Source organism: Priestia sp. 10L35 (genome assembly GCF_056395685.1).
This window is the reverse complement of the sequence record NZ_JBFTKA010000003.1, coordinates 157,026-172,655: the sequence shown is the minus strand read 5'-3', so window position 1 is coordinate 172,655 and position 15,630 is coordinate 157,026. Positions and strand designations below refer to the sequence as shown.

13 protein-coding genes are annotated in these 15,630 nt (G+C 35.4%); 10 read left to right on the top strand and 3 right to left on the bottom strand.

Going from position 1 to position 15,630, the window contains the following annotated elements:
* Window positions 1–598: 598 nt before the first annotated feature.
* Window positions 599–1,621 carry a hypothetical protein gene (locus tag AC1DEF_RS11880; protein ID WP_318331212.1) on the bottom strand — a complete coding sequence of 341 codons (1,023 nt, stop codon included), beginning with the start codon at window positions 1,619–1,621 and terminating at the stop codon, window positions 599–601.
* A gap of 969 nt (window positions 1,622–2,590) precedes the next feature.
* Complete coding sequence (locus AC1DEF_RS11875; RefSeq protein WP_013083667.1) at window positions 2,591–4,054, bottom strand: hypothetical protein; 1,464 nt, start codon at window positions 4,052–4,054, stop codon at window positions 2,591–2,593.
* 311 nt (window positions 4,055–4,365) lie between these two features.
* Between AC1DEF_RS11875 and AC1DEF_RS11870 the strand changes: the two genes are divergently transcribed.
* The 5 genes from AC1DEF_RS11870 (at window position 4,366) to AC1DEF_RS11850 (ending at window position 10,422) form a co-directional block, all read left to right on the top strand.
* A complete protein-coding gene (locus AC1DEF_RS11870; RefSeq protein ID WP_097825129.1) occupies window positions 4,366–5,247 on the top strand; it encodes an HAD family hydrolase in 882 nt (293 codons plus the stop codon).
* A gap of 577 nt (window positions 5,248–5,824) precedes the next feature.
* Window positions 5,825–6,649 (top strand): pyruvate, water dikinase regulatory protein, encoded by an 825-nt coding sequence (locus tag AC1DEF_RS11865; RefSeq protein WP_097825128.1) that lies wholly within the window; start codon window positions 5,825–5,827, stop codon window positions 6,647–6,649.
* Between the two features lie 120 nt (window positions 6,650–6,769).
* Window positions 6,770–8,272 carry a malate:quinone oxidoreductase gene (locus tag AC1DEF_RS11860; RefSeq protein WP_318331213.1) on the top strand — a complete coding sequence of 501 codons (1,503 nt, stop codon included), beginning with the start codon at window positions 6,770–6,772 and terminating at the stop codon, window positions 8,270–8,272.
* 245 nt (window positions 8,273–8,517) lie between these two features.
* Entirely contained in the window at window positions 8,518–9,177 is a 660-nt protein-coding gene (locus AC1DEF_RS11855; RefSeq protein ID WP_013057538.1) for a 2OG-Fe(II) oxygenase, read from the top strand.
* Between the two features lie 420 nt (window positions 9,178–9,597).
* Window positions 9,598–10,422, top strand: a complete 825-nt coding sequence (locus AC1DEF_RS11850) for a thermonuclease family protein (RefSeq protein WP_097825126.1) — start codon at window positions 9,598–9,600, stop codon at window positions 10,420–10,422.
* A gap of 67 nt (window positions 10,423–10,489) precedes the next feature.
* Here AC1DEF_RS11850 and AC1DEF_RS11845 read toward each other — a convergent pair whose 3' ends face one another.
* Complete coding sequence (locus AC1DEF_RS11845) at window positions 10,490–10,633, bottom strand: hypothetical protein (RefSeq protein WP_153254062.1); 144 nt, start codon at window positions 10,631–10,633, stop codon at window positions 10,490–10,492.
* A 159-nt stretch (window positions 10,634–10,792) separates the two neighbouring features.
* On the opposite strand from AC1DEF_RS11845, the gene AC1DEF_RS11840 reads away from it, so the two are divergent.
* From AC1DEF_RS11840 to nikA, 5 genes are all read left to right on the top strand, one after another.
* Window positions 10,793–11,347 (top strand): GNAT family N-acetyltransferase, encoded by a 555-nt coding sequence (locus tag AC1DEF_RS11840; RefSeq protein ID WP_097825125.1) that lies wholly within the window; start codon window positions 10,793–10,795, stop codon window positions 11,345–11,347.
* Window positions 11,348–11,544: 197 nt separating this feature from the next.
* The gene (locus tag AC1DEF_RS11835; protein WP_025751320.1) at window positions 11,545–12,105 is read left to right on the top strand and encodes a hypothetical protein; all 561 of its coding nucleotides are present in this window, start codon (window positions 11,545–11,547) and stop codon (window positions 12,103–12,105) included.
* A 199-nt stretch (window positions 12,106–12,304) separates the two neighbouring features.
* The gene (locus AC1DEF_RS11830) at window positions 12,305–13,135 is read left to right on the top strand and encodes a YitT family protein (protein WP_097825124.1); all 831 of its coding nucleotides are present in this window, start codon (window positions 12,305–12,307) and stop codon (window positions 13,133–13,135) included.
* 312 nt (window positions 13,136–13,447) lie between these two features.
* Window positions 13,448–13,861, top strand: a complete 414-nt coding sequence (locus AC1DEF_RS11825; protein ID WP_097825123.1) for a DUF4395 domain-containing protein — start codon at window positions 13,448–13,450, stop codon at window positions 13,859–13,861.
* A gap of 245 nt (window positions 13,862–14,106) precedes the next feature.
* Window positions 14,107–15,630: a nickel ABC transporter substrate-binding protein gene (gene nikA / locus AC1DEF_RS11820; RefSeq protein WP_318331214.1), complete on the top strand. Its 1,524-nt coding sequence runs from the start codon at window positions 14,107–14,109 to the stop codon at window positions 15,628–15,630.

Below are 15,630 nucleotides of genomic sequence, written 5' to 3'. Positions count from 1 at the left end.
GATCTTATTAACAAACATTATATACAGATATTAAAGAAAGAAAAACCCTTTAAAAACCCAATGATATCAAGGGGTAGCGAGGAAAATGCTTTTCAATAAATAACTTTGTGGAAAATAGCCCTTTTTTGTGAACAGCATCCTTTAGCTAAAGGATGTTTTTTATAACAACAAATATAGAAACTATTTTATGCACTATGTTTTTTCTTCTGCAATAGACGAATTTTAAAACTCATAGTATGAAGATTTCTATTAAAAGTATGAATTATTTCCATTGTGGATAAAAATAGTCGTGTTAAAGAGTAAATAACCTGGAAATTATCGTTAATAAAAAAATAAAAGGGATGTTTTTATTAACAAAAAGGATGATATAACATTAATTGAATATGTTTTCTTTCTTTTGTGGATAAGTATGAAGGTATTTTTTTAGCCATATTCCGTAGTTATACACAAGAAATATCATTTATTTGAACTCATTACGTTTATATAGATAGGATAATGGGATTGGATAGCTGCAAAATCGGGTGTTTGTTTGCATTATTTGTATCAAAAATAGAAGAGAAAGGAGAGAAAATAAAAAAAGGCATGCCAAAGAAGCCCCTCATGAAGCTGTAAGTTCGGCAGGGACTTGATCTTGAAGATTTTTTGAAAGCTCTTTTCGAATGAGCGTACGGATTTTTCCACCGTAATTTTCAACGACTTGAGCATCATGGCTGAAGAAGGCCTGTTCAATCAGCGAATAAAGGGCAGACTTCACTCGTTCAATACCATATTCAAAAGAAAGCTGAACCAAATCAGCGATGTCTTCGTTTTGGAATGAAGACATAACAATTCCGGTAGAATCTGTGCTGTGTCCAGATAATTTTACAAAAGTCTCTTCAATAGTACGTCGAATCGCCGCATCGTATTGATCTTTCTTTTCTTGTTTTGACATCTTGCCATTTTTAGCTCCGTCTTTTAAAACAAAGAAAATAGTAGATCCTTGGACAACGGTTTTAAATGCGCTCTTCTGTGTTTCAGCTATTTTTTGCATCATACCTTTGTAGTGAGTATATTTCGGCGTGAAAATTTTATAATCATTAAAGCTAATTTTTGAAGTGTTTTCTCCAGGATTAAACTGACGCTTAATCGTATCGTTGTCATAAACCAATTCTTTGCGCAGCTCTAAGCGAAGGGCATTTACGTTTTCAATTAGAATAAGTTCTTCAAAGCGAGTATATTCTAATTCCATAAACCCAAAGCCGTGTTCTTCAAAATATTGAGGATAGGGAACAATACAAATATTGATTCCTTTGCCGCTGCGAGAATAGGAAATTAATTCTGTTTCCGCTAATACTATATTGTTGTTGCGAACTGTTCGAACTGTACAATTCAAAGCGGCTGCAATCTCTTTTTCAGAAACATCACAAATAATACCTCTTTCATCAACGTGAAGGAAGTGATAAAAAATTAATTGTGAAATTTGAGATTTAGATAAACGGTGATGCTCTGCCACTGTTTTGATTGTAGGGTTCCCATGAGCGTCTAGGTCCATGTGATCTTCAATATCTTTATATTTTTCTATGGTGCTAGACAATTGGCGAATAATTTGTTTTCCAATTTTCGCAAATTCTTTTTTTATCATGAGAATCCCTCCAATCTATTTCATATCAACAATAATTTATTAGGGTAAAATAACAAAGAATACCTTGTGAAAATTATATCAATAAGAAACAGAATCGCAAACGAACGAGTAGTACGCTAAAAACGGCAAAAGGTTCAAAGAATGCTGTCATATCAAGGGGTGCAGCGTATAGGTTTTTTAGTACGACAAAAACGGCAAAAGCAAACAAGCGCCGGCAGAACAGTGTTTGTTACGATCAGTAAAAATCAAAAAAAACTTTATGCGTTTTAGTACGTAAAAAACGGCAAAAGGCTCAGTATAGTACGCCAAAAATAGCAAAAGTGAAGAGTAGTACGCTAAAAACAGCAAAAGTGATCTCGATTCACCTAAAAAAAGGGAAGAAAATCACTTCTCTGATCGTTGTAAATAGCACAATGAATTTTGTTAGTACGTCAAAAATGGCAAAAGCTATTTTTAGTATGTGAAAAACGTCAAAAACGACGTAGTAGTACGACAAAAACAGCAAAAGTTTTCGTTTGGTACGTCAAAAATGGCAAAAGCTTTATATGTGCTGCGAAAAAAATAAAAAATGAGGTTTGAAAAGGCAATAACAAAGGGAAAAACAACGTTTAGTACGCAGAAAACGGCAAAAGTAGTGAAGGAGTACGTCAAAAACGGCAAAAGGTAGGATTGTTTTACGGGAAAAAGAGAATAATTAACAATTAATAAGTGATTACGAGTAAATAAAATGAATGTAGTACGTCAAAAATGGCAAAAGAATCAGAGTGGTACGTCAAAAACAGCAAAAGGTAGTAATTAGTACGCTAAAAACGGCAAAAGAAGCGAACAGGTACGTCAAAAACGGCAAAAGCTTCTGGTTAGTACGTTAAAAATGACAAAACTTCCAAACTATGAAATAAAAGTAGAGGGATATTTTGTATTTATAAGCTGAAAGTGGCAAAATATCAAATAAAAAAAGAAGGGAACAATTTACCCTTCCAATGTTTCTCTATGTTCTCCTCCAAAATAGTCTTGAATTTCATAATTTTGAAGAGGAATAAAAGAGATTTCAAATCCTTGAAGTTTTTGCTGATAACTTTGGATCAGTACTTGATTGCTAACAAACTCTGCTAGAGATTCATTAATTAATTTTAGATTGACATCAATTTTCTTTGAACGAAAACGAACTTTTGAAGCAAAATATTGATACGGGTAAAAATGAGTGTAAGACTTCTCTTGTAAATAACAATCTAATCGCTCTTTTTGAAACGCATACAGCAGCAAAGAAGACAGCGAGTTATCTTTAAACTTTTTAATAACGTCACTGTAAATTTGTACAAACTGCTGATTTAAAAAGCCTTGATGCGTATCGTCGCTAAATACGATGGTTGCATATCGTCTGCCCGTTACTTCATCGGTTTCAATAACAGCTTTTTGGAAGAAGTTTATCGCAAATTTTGTATCTCTGGAATTTTTCTTCTTCGCTACACCTTCTACGTGGTATCTGGCAATTTTCATAATGCGGGCTTCAACCGCTTCATAGTTTTTTACACCTTTTGAATTATAAATTTCTTTCACGATATCCGCTAAATCAAGAGTCACCGTTTTTTCTTTATAAAACATCTCGTCGCGCTGTGAAAGAGCAAACTGGATAATTTGGGAATCTTTTGGGTCTAAAACCATATTTCGTTTGGAAAGAACCGTTTGATTATCATTCACAGGGATAATGGTGCGAATGAAATATTCTTCATCAACTTTATAGTCATTATATAAAACGACTTCTTGGGAGTTTGTTTTAACTTCCATATTGGTTTTAAGAGAATGACTTTCGTTTGAGAAGATAGGGGCCTCTACCCACGAATTTAATCGTTTATCAATCCAGTTACTCAAATTTCCATTGTATTTTTCTAATATGATTTCAGCAATTAAAAAAGTAAAGTCCGTGTGAAATGCTTTCTCTATTTGATAATTCATTTTTGAATCTAAATAAGGAAAATCGGTGATGTTTGTTTTTTTACTTTTAGCCCATGCCTCTACTTCTTTTAACTTTATCTTTAAAATATCTTCAGGTTTTTCCACGCCAAACAGCTTTTTTAAGTGTTCGGTATCCACTTTTTTATCCATCACTTTTTTGGCCAATTCAATGTCTTCAAAAATAGGATTAGGCTTTTCTGCTTTAATATCTTTTTTTAACGTTTGCAGCCAGTTTTTCTTATTTGATTGTCTTCTTTTGTAGGCCGGGTTTCGTATTTCCTTAGGATTTATTAATTTATTCTCTAAAACAAACGTATCTTGCAATATATTTAAAATGTAGTCTTCTATAAAATCTTTTTCATTCGAAAAAAACGAATGAGAATCATATAAAAAGTCTATGCACTTTGCTTTGATATTGTCATCGATCGCATCGCTGATTTGTTTAATAAGGTAAGGAGAAAAATTGGATGGTTCGTTCATGTTGACCTCCTCTGTATGTATTTAATCTGTAACAGTCTTATTATATCTTTTTTGAACGATACTCTAAAGGCTAAAAGGAAAATTCGTTTTTGTGAATGCTGTTTTATATCGAATTAGCCTAGCCGGCTATTAGTATAAAATATAAAATTCTTTCTTTATAGCGCTTGTACAATATCAGTATATACTTTAAATGTAAGGAGAGTATTATAGTAGTTTTATAAAAGAGAAAAGCAAAGTACATTCATTGAGTTTAAAAATGGAAAAGTTTATACTTGCCAAGTACACTCTTTTTACAAATAGGGGGAATAAATATGTTGTTAAAACCTAAAGCAATTTTTTTAGATATGGACGGTACGATATTAAATCGCTCCAACAAAGTAAGTATTCAAACAAAAGAAATCATTGACGAATTACGAAAACAGGGAATTTTTGTTTTTATTGCTACGGGAAGAGCGTTTGATGAAATAGAAGAGTTAGTTCCTGAAGGCTTTCAAGTAGATGGATTTATCACATCAAATGGTATGGCGGGCTATGTAGGAAAAGAATCAGTCTTTCAGCACTCGCTTTCGCTTCAATTGGTGGAAACTATTATTGAAAAAGCAAGAGCGAATAAGGTGTACTACGAGCTTTTCCCGTACGGCACACCTCGCGTGACGTTAAAACAAGATCAATCCTATGTAGAAAATGAAATTAGAGATCCAAAGCCAGACAGTGTGGAAATTAACGAGTGGCTTTCTCGTAAACAAGCGATTAAAGAAGAAATTGACTGGAAAGATACTGTAGAGGGAAGTGAATTTTCAAAGTTCTATTTCTTTGCAAGAACGCACGAGCATATCGATAAATGGAAAGAGGAACTTGAAGAACTTAAAAAAGAAATCGACTTTACAACTTCTACTTCATCTAAACACAATGTTGAAGTGATGGTGGCAAACGTAAATAAAGCAACGGGAATTCAGCAAATGCTAAAACATTTTAATTTGTCCGAGCAAGACATTCTAGCAATTGGCGACAGCAACAATGATTTACCAATGTTTCAGTTTGCTAGCTATGCCGTAGCGATGAAAAATGCGCCGGATCATATTAAAGAAATTGTCGATGACGTAACGGAATTTAACTGTGATGAAAACGGCGTATCTCATTATCTTTCTAAATTTTTATTACAAAAATCTACTAGAAGTAATCCCGTTTTATAAAAATTAATCTATTTCATGACAATGCATTATAACCCACTATTCAAAACATCGTCTTTTAGGCGGTGTTTTTAGTATACATAAGGTGGAAAATAAACCGTTCATTATTTTTAGTTATAGCACTCTTAGCTAAAAAGAATAGATAAGAATAAATCTTCTATGATTTAAAAATCATGCTATAAACAACATAACTATATAACTATCCTCGTACCTATCGCTGCAAAACGCCTCTCAGCCCTGATGAGTGCCACCATGCCAAAGCAAAAAATATTTTAACATCTAAACTTTTTCTTTCTTCAAACTTTTTATAAAATGCGGAGAAAAGGGATTGTATCTCCGTATATTTAATGCTAATATAACATTTAATGAAAATAGTATAACATATTTAGTTTTATTTTATAATTAGTATGACATAAATCTTGAATTCGCTCGTTTTTTTAAGTGTTTATAATCACAGTATCCAGGATATTAGCCCATTCATTACCCATAAAATATGTAGCTTGCAAGCCGCTAAATGATAGTTGAACAAAAAATACTAGCGTTATTAAACTATTAAAATCAAAGAATAGGAAGATTTAATGTGAATAAAAGAAAAATTGTCTATATAGTTTCTGACTCAGTAGGTGAAACGGCTGAGCTGATGGTAAAAGCAGTTTTAACTCAATTTAGTGGAGAAGATATTGAAATTCAAAATACTTCTTACGTAGAAGATGAGGGAAATATTGATAATATCATTGCTGAAGCAAGGTGTAATAAGGCCATCATTGCGTATACTATCGTCATCCCACCTTTAAAACAATATCTTGACCAAAAGGCACATGAAGAAGGAATTGTAGCCATTGATTTAATGACCCCTCTTATGAGTGCCTTTAGCCAAACCTTTAATAAGGAACCTAATCTTCAACCGAGATTAACGAGAAAATTAGACGATAACTATTTTCGAAGAGTAGAAGCAGTAGAATTCGCTGTTAAATATGATGATGGACAAGACTTCAGAGGTATCAAGCGAGCTGATCTAGTGTTGATTGGTGTTTCGAGAACATCTAAGACGCCACTTTCTATGTATTTAGCTCATAAAAGTCTTAAAGTAGCGAATATACCTTTAGTTCCAGAAGTGACTCCTCCTGATGAACTTTTTACTATTCCGAAAAATAAATGTATTGGTTTAGTTATTACACCGGATAAGCTCAATGAAATCCGAAAAGAACGATTAAAAAATTTAGGTTTAGCGTCTCAAGCCAATTATGCCAATGTAGATCGAATCCTTGAAGAGCTGGACTATGCTGAGAAAATTATGAAGCGCATTGGCTGTCCTATTGTTAATGTCTCAGGTAAAGCAGTTGAAGAAACCGCTGAAGTGATATTGAGCATGTTAAAAAAGGACAAGACGAAAGGGTATGTATAAAAACACCCATTATGTAAGACAGATAACTTGTCAGACATACTTAATCTGTAGAGAGTCAGGTAGAACAGGCGTGTTGCTAAAAGGTGCTTTTTTAAAATATAAAAGATAAGGAAGATTGTGATGAGCAATGTATATAAAAAAACAGACGTTATCTTAATTGGGGCCGGAGTGATGAGCGCAACGTTGGGATCTTTACTAAAAGAGTTAGCGCCGGAATGGGAAATCAAAGTATTTGAGAAACTCGCAGATGCAGGAGAAGAAAGCTCGAATGAATGGAATAACGCAGGGACTGGCCATGCTGCACTGTGCGAGTTGAACTATACATCTGAACAAGCTGACGGATCTATAGATATTACGAAAGCAGTGCGGATTAATGAACAGTTTCAGCTTTCAAGACAGTTTTGGTCGTATCTTGTAAGCAGTAATTTAATTCATCATCCGCAAGAGTTTATTATGCCAATCCCTCATATGAGTTTCGTACAAGGAGAAAAGAACGTATCCTTTTTGAAAAAACGTTTTGAAGCGCTATCAAATAATCCATTGTTTCAAGGGATGGAATATTCAGATCGTCCTGAAAAGCTAAAAGAATGGATGCCGCTTGTTATGAAAGGCCGTACATCGACTGAAGCAATTGCGGCAACCAAAATCGACTCAGGGACGGACGTGAACTTTGGAGCTTTAACTCGTATGTTGTTCACACATTTAAAAAGTAAAAGGGTAGAAATAAACTATAACCACAGCGTTGAAAATCTGACACGTACCGCAGACGGCTCGTGGAAAGTAAAAGTACATGATATTCATACCGGCAAACAGGAATATCACACGGCGAACTTTGTTTTTATCGGAGGAGGAGGCGGAAGTCTGTCTTTACTCCAAAAAACGGGTATTCCTGAGTCCAAACATATTGGAGGGTTCCCGGTAAGCGGATTATTTATGGTATGCAATAACCCCGAAGTTGTAGCGCAGCATCACGGGAAAGTGTACGGAAAAGCAAAGGTTGGTGCTCCGCCGATGTCGGTTCCGCACCTTGATACACGCTATATCGACCGCAAAAAAACACTGCTGTTTGGACCTTTTGCCGGATTTTCACCAAAGTTCTTAAAAACGGGTTCAAATTTGGATTTAATCAATTCTGTAAAACCGAATAATATCTTAACGATGTTAGCAGCAGGCGTCAAAGAGCTAGGCTTAACGAAATACTTGATTCAGCAGGTGCTGTTGTCCAATGAAAAGCGTATGGAAGAACTTCGCGAGTTTATTCCATACGCAAAAAGCGAAGACTGGGATATCGTCGTAGCGGGTCAGCGTGTACAAGTAATCAAAGATACGGAAGCCGGAGGTAAAGGAACTCTTCAATTCGGTACCGAAGTTGTGAGTTCAGCTGATGGTTCCGTTGCTGCATTGCTCGGGGCTTCGCCAGGTGCTTCGACTGCCGTTCATGTCATGCTTGAAGTGCTGGAAAAGTGTTTCCCGCAGCATATGAAGAAATGGGAATCAAAAATAAAAGAAATGATTCCTTCTTACGGCTTGTCACTGGTAGAAAATCCAGCGCTTTTTAACGAAATTCATGCTTCTACAGCACAAACGCTTGATTTAAGTAAAAAAGAACTTGTGTACCGATGATTTTAGGCAGCCTTTGATACGTATACTCTATATTAAAAGAGTTTTTTAGATAGTTAAAGCATTTAAACGACATGTGAAATCTATAAGAAAAAATGAGGGAAGTTCGTTATATAACGGGCTTCTTTTTTTTATTTCCTTTACTAGCAGAATTTACTTCGTATTCATGATATAATTCTTATTAGTAAGCGTTTACATATAATTGAGTAAAAAATTGGAAAATAGCTATTTCGAGGAGCCGATAAAAGATGATTCTAACTAATACATCTTTACTAACGAAAGAACAAACGATTTTTAACCATACAGGGAATAAAATTAAATTAGAAGACAGAGAGATTGATATTGTTGCTCGATTTGAAGAGCCTCTTGTTCTAGTTTTAGGAAATGTCCTAAGTAACGAAGAATGTGACGAACTTATACAGCTATCCAAAGATAAAATGCAGCGATCAAAAATTGGTGCTGCACGTGAAGTAAACAGTATTCGAACGAGCAGCGGCATGTTTTTTGAAGAAAGCGAAAACGAGCTTGTACATCAAATCGAAAGACGACTTTCTAAAATCATGGGACCATCTATTGAATATGCTGAAGGTCTTCAAGTTTTAAAATACTTGCCTGACCAAGAATACAAAGCACATCACGATTATTTCACTTCTGCAAGTAAAGCATCTAAAAACAACCGTATTAGTACATTGGTTATGTACTTAAACGATGTCGAAGAAGGAGGAGAAACTTATTTTCCTAAGCTGGGTCTTTCCGTATCTCCGACAAAAGGAATGGCCGTGTACTTTGAATATTTTTATAGTGACGCTGAACTTAATGACCGTACTCTCCACGGGGGAGCTCCTGTTATAAAAGGAGAAAAGTGGGTCGCTACCCAGTGGATGCGCAAACAAAAAATTCGATCGTAAAAACAAAGGTTTGAAGAGCCCTATTAGCTATTGTTAATGAGGGCTCTTATTTATGTTACAAAAAAATAGCAATCATGTTAGCCAGTTATTATATTGAAATATTCACACTTATTCTATTTGTGCGGCTATTCCTTATTCTTATAAGGCGGTAGACGATAAATGTATTTGTAGTGTAAAATATCCTCATGATTAAAAATCTGGATACACTAAAACGAAAAATGTGTTCGTGAGATAAAAATAAAATAGATGCTATTTAAAAGAATAACTTTAAAACAGGTAACCAATTTTTATAACAGTTGCACGAAAAAACTCGTGAAAGGTATTTTCACGAGTTTTTGTTTTTAGGTGATTTACACTATTTATAAAATCATTTTACTTTTATATAGTAGATAGGGAACGTGTTAAAGGAGGGCCCGGGTTTTGAAAGAAATAAAAGCAATTATTTGCACGATGCTTGCGATGTTTATGCTGCTTCTTACTGGATGCAGCGATGAGCAGGCAAGTCATTCAAGCACATCTTCTGCCGATACAAAACAAGCAGTTCAAGTAGAAGATTCATCAGATCAAGAAGAAGATCATAGTCCTTCTAAAGCAAATCGTGAAGATGTAGTAGGTGAGGCGGCTACGGTAGAAAGAGTAGTGGACGGTGATACGCTTAAAGTGAAAATGCTGAACGGAAAGAGAGATCGCGTGCGATTACTTCTTGTTGATACCCCCGAAACAAAGCATCCCAAACTAGGCGTACAGCCCTTTGGTCCAGAAGCATCTGCTTACACAAAAAAAAGGCTAGAAGGACAGGAAATTACCCTTGAATTTGATGTGCAAGAGCGTGATCAATATGGCCGGTTACTTGCGTATGTATGGATAGACAATGAGCTGTATAATGAAGAGCTGCTAGCAAAAGGGCTAGCCCGCGTAGCAGTATTTCCTCCTAACACAAAGTACGTAGATGAATTTAAGAAAATCCAGGAGCAGGCTCGAAAAAGCGAAAAAGGAATCTGGAGTATTGAAAACTATGCACAAGAAAAAGGATACAACACGGATGCTGTAAAAAATCAGTCCTCTTCTAATCAAAAAGATACTCAGTCTGCCAAAAGCTGCGAAGGTAAAATAAAAGGAAATCAAAACTCTAAAATTTATCACGTGCCAACTGGGGCGCACTACAATCAAACCATGAACAACGTCATTTGGTTTTGTACCGAAAAAGATGCGCAAGAAGCAGGATACACAAAAGCAAAAAACTAATAAAGGAATTCAGTAACTGCTGAATTTCTTTTTTTTTTGAGTTAAGTAAGTATTTGTATAGGAGTGGCTAAATACCATCCAACAAAGAGCGACCAATCCGTATAAGAAGACGCAGTGGCCATATGAGCAGCTGAGGCACTTGTAAAAGAATTTCTGCTAAAACTTCCCATCCACTTACCGTAGTATCTTTCTGCTGACGGCGTTTTTTCATAGTCATCATCCATTCATTTGAAAATATACATTAATTATACAATGAAAGGAAGATTAGGAGTTAATTTTTTCTTTCTTTTCTTTTTCGTGTTAAAGTAGATAGGTAAGAAGGTTTGCTACAAATAACGCAAGCGAAGAGAATAAAGGGAGTTTGAAAATCGTGAAAATAAGGAAAGCAAGAAAAGAAGATGCTTCTGCTGTAACGGAATTACTTTATGACATGCTTGGCAGTATTGCGCGCTCTCACACAGCGGCTACAACGAACGAAGAAGCGCTTTTAAGACTTAAAGCGTTTATTCTGTCTGAGAAGAATCGCTATAGCTATCATCATATTACAGTCGCAGAAGTCGACGAGAAGGTAGTTGGACTTATGCTTTGCTACGAAGGAAGTATGTTACAAACGCTTTATGAACCAGTTAAGCGTTTTGTACGTGCTAAACTTAATAATCCAGCGTGGGAAATTGATATAGAAACTGAACATGGAGATTATTATATTGACTCTCTATGTGTAGATAAAGCTTATCGTGGAAAAGGGATAGGAACGGCTCTTTTAAATGTAGCCAAGCAAGAAGCCAAAAAGCGTAAGATGTTTTTATCGTTAAACGTTGAATATAATAACGTAGAAGCCAAAAAATTGTATCAGCGTATAGGCTTTCAAGAGCATAAAACCATTTTTATTGATAAAAAACCATTTTTTTATATGAAGACCGCCTGAGCATCTTTACGGTAGTATTTTTTGTGATAAAATGGATATATAAGTAAAATAATAAGAACCAACAGCTCAGCACTTTTGCTGAGCTTTCCTGTAAATCGCGTAAACGTATCAAAATGGAAAGAATCCTACATCCAATGGACCATAAGCAAGCGGTCATGAAAGTATGTTTGCTGATGTGCCACATGAAAGGAGCGTGCATGAACATCAGAGATCTTCCGTTTAATATGAGTTATCGATTTAATGAACAGCTTCGAGAAGTTCCGGTTAACCCACACCAAATGAAGCAGGGAATTATCTATTTAAAGAAACGAGCTCTTGAAGAAGAGGATGAGTGTGCCGCTGCTAAAACATATGGACATATTGGTGTATATGAGCGCATACTTGGAGAATTAACGAGCAGTGAAAGACATCTGCTGCTGGCCATTTATCTATATGACCGGCATGCTGATACAATAGGTGAATTTTTGAATACGATCCGGCTTGGACATACATATCACTGGCAAGAACAGTGGGATAAAGCGAATGAAACGTTTCAGCTACTCATTGAACAATTAAAAGCAGATGAAGACCTTCACATATATGAAGACTTTGTCTATCAGCATTATGGAAAATGTTTACTTGATCAGCGGATTGTTTCCAGAGCACATCATTATTTTCAACGTGCGTTAGAAATTCGATTGAAAAAAGGCGATAAAGAATTAATTGAGTCAACTAATTCCTGCATTCGTCTTTGTTTAAATAAATTAAAACATTCCTAGTATACATAAAAGATAAATGATTCATCGCCTTGGTTACACATAATGCATAAACTTTCCGTTTGACAAACGTATGTGAACATATTATAGTCATACATGGCAATTTAAGAATACGCAATATAAAAACTAAACATAAGCGTCTCTTCTCTTTTGGAGAAGGGGCTTTTTTATGTGAATTTTTATGTCGAGGAGGGTTTAATCGATGAGTAAAACAATAAAAGATGTCATCTTTTTATTAATAGGTTCGTTTGTATTTTCACTTGCAGTTAACATGTTTGTCATTCCAATAGGATTAGGTGAAGGCGGCGTTACGGGTATATCAATTATTTTATATTATACAATGCATCTTTCAACGGGCATCACTAACTTTATTTTAAACGGTATCTTGCTTATCGTAGGGTATAAATTTTTAGAGAAAAAAACCATCGTCTATACGATGATTACGATTATCGCTACATCTATTTTTCTTCACGTAACTGAAGGCTGGGGTCTTCATCTTCATGAAGAACTCATTGGCATGGTTTTTGCCGGTGTACTGCTAGGCGTTGGAATTGGGATGATTCTACGAGTTGGTGGAACAACAGCAGGTTCAACCATTATTGCTCGAATTCTAAATAAGTTTTTAAACTGGAAAGTCAGTCATGCACTTTTAATAGTTGATTTACTAGTGGTATTGGCTTCTTATTTTATTATTGGAATCGAAAAGCTACTATTTACGATCGTCATGCTTTATATTACAACAAAAGTAATTGACTTCGTTATTGAAGGATTTGATGCCAAAAAGGCCGTTACCGTTATTTCAAGCAACAAAAATGAAGTAGCGGATCAAATCAATGAACAGCTTGATCGCGGAGTAACGATTCTAAACGGTCGAGGGAACTATACAAAAGAATCAAAAGAAATCTTGTATGTGGTCATTAATAAACAAGAGCTTATTAAACTTAAAAAGCTGATTAAAAAAATTGATGATGAAGCATTTGTGATTGTGCACGATGTACGAGATGTAATTGGAAAAGGCTTTTTAAGCGCATAAAGCTGTGGTTCTTGGCAATTTTTTCTGACGTTGGTACTTTCCAAAAAAGTATGATATAAGTGTGTCTAGAGACAATTCAATATACGAAAGGAAGAACCCATATGCGTAATAAAAGGCATGTAAAACGTCTTCTTCAACGTCGAATTCGTTCTTTACGATACGTTGTCTTGATTTTATTTACGATACTGATCTTAAAGTACGTTAGTGAAATTATGTAACTTTTTTGTATGAGTCTTATCGCTCATTTGGAGTGCTTTTTCTTTTAAATTAGTAAACCAATTTGTATAATGGGTTTTGAGAAGGAGGAGTTCCATGAGCATTCCCAAACCATTAGTTCAGCTTAATCAATTCTTTATCGTTATAACGGTTTTGATCGCTTTACTTGCGGCAAAGTGGCTTTTACTTTTGCCTTTTCTCATTGGAGTAGTCACACTTGCAACAAAGCGTAATCCCGTAATTATGGCAGGGAAAACGCTTCTCAAAAAGCCTGCTTCTTCTTATCAAATGGAAGACCGGGATCAGCAGCTTTTTAACCAATGGATTGCAACTGTATGTATCGGAATTGCTTTCATTTCCTTTTTACTTGGTTATACGCTTGTCGGCTATGTATTTAGTGCAATGGTGATTCTTGCTGCTGGTGTAGCGCTGATGGGATATTGTATAGGCTGCACGATTCGTTATCGATATATGATGTGGAAATATAAAAGAAAAAAACACGCTGCATAAACAAAGCCTCGAGAAGGCTTTGTTTTTTTATGCTCATTTGTATGCGTTATCAATAAATTTAATCATCATAACGGGTGAAAACAAGTGTTAGAGCACCCATATCCTTTAAAAACCTTTGTTGACAAAGTAAGGTAAACAAATTAAACTTTTTATGATAATAATAATCGTTACGATTTAAAGGGGGGAAGTTATAGTTAGAGACCGTACATAAAAGAAAGATAGTTTTGAATAAAGGAGGGGTTTATATGAGAAAAAGGATAAGTTTTCTATGCTTAACGCTTGCTGCGATAGGTCTGCTAGCGGCATGTTCGAGTAACTCTGCGAGTACCGAAGAAAAGTGTAAAAAGAAATCACTTACTTTTGTATCGAATTTTCCAAGTGACACGCTCGATCCACAGTTAAATTATACAACTGTACGAGCCGGTATTGCCGAAACGTTAGTAAAAGTTAATGAGCAATTACAGATTGAACCGTGGCTTTCAAAAAAGTGGAAAACAGAAGATGATGGGACGACCTGGGTATTTGAGATTAGAGACGGGATTACATTTCAAAATGGCAAGGATCTAAATGCTGAAGCCGTGAAACATTCGTTAGAAAGAACGATAAAAGAAAGCGAAGCAATGAAAAGTGCACTTAAAATTAAAGAAATGAAAGCCAGTGGCCAAATCTTAACCATTACAACAACAGAGCCGCTTGCCACGCTGCCTTCTGAACTTGTTCATCCAAACACAGCAATTATTGATGTAGATGCTCCAGATACAAAAAGTAAACCCGTGGGAACAGGGCCATTTAAAGTAGCTTCGTTTAAACCTGATAATGAAATGAAAGTAAAAAAATATAAAGAATACTGGGGCGGGGAACCAAAATTGGATGAAGTTGTGTTAACATTTAATGATGATGAAAATGCACGAACGTCCGCTTTACAATCAGGTGAAGCCGATATTGTGTACCGGCCGGCTATTGAAAGCTTAAACACGTTAAAAAAAGATTCTTCTATTGTAGTAGATGTACAGCCGAGCCTGAGAAATCAAATGCTTTTCTATAATTCAAGGCAAGAAGCGTTTAAAGATAAAAATGTGAGAAAAGCGTTTGATGTATTATTAAATCCAAAAGATGTTGTCGATACAGCGCTTGCAGGTCAAGGATCCCCGGCAAATGGTCCATTTTTAAAGAGTTTAGATTTTTCGAACGATCAAAAAACGAAAATCTATGGACCAAGTGAAGCTCAAACATATTTAGAAAAAGCCGGTTATATACTCAAGGATGGAAAAGCAATAAAAAATGGAAAACAGCTTTCCTTTAAGCTTGTTACATACCCTTATCGTCCAGAATTGCCTTTAATGTCACAAATGCTTCAGTCAGAAGCAAAAAAGATTGGTGTAAAAATAGACATTCAACAAGTGGAAAATATGGACGAGTATATGACAACAAAAAATGATTGGGGAATCGTTACATATAGTCTAGTAACCGCGCCGCGAGGAGATGCAGGATATTTCTTTAATGCTCTTTACATGGAGGGAGGAGCATTTAATGTAGGTCATTTTCATGAACCAGCATTAACTTCCATTATCAATAAACTCAATAAAACCGTTGATCAAAAACAGCGCAATGAGTTAGCAAGACAAGCCGGAGAAATAGCAGAAAAAGAAACGCTCCACTCTTCGATTGTTCATCCGAATAATTTTGTGGCCTATAGAGACAATGTAAAAAATTGGGTCACAACTAAAAGTGAATACTATGTGATAACAAAGGATTTAGATGTGAAATAG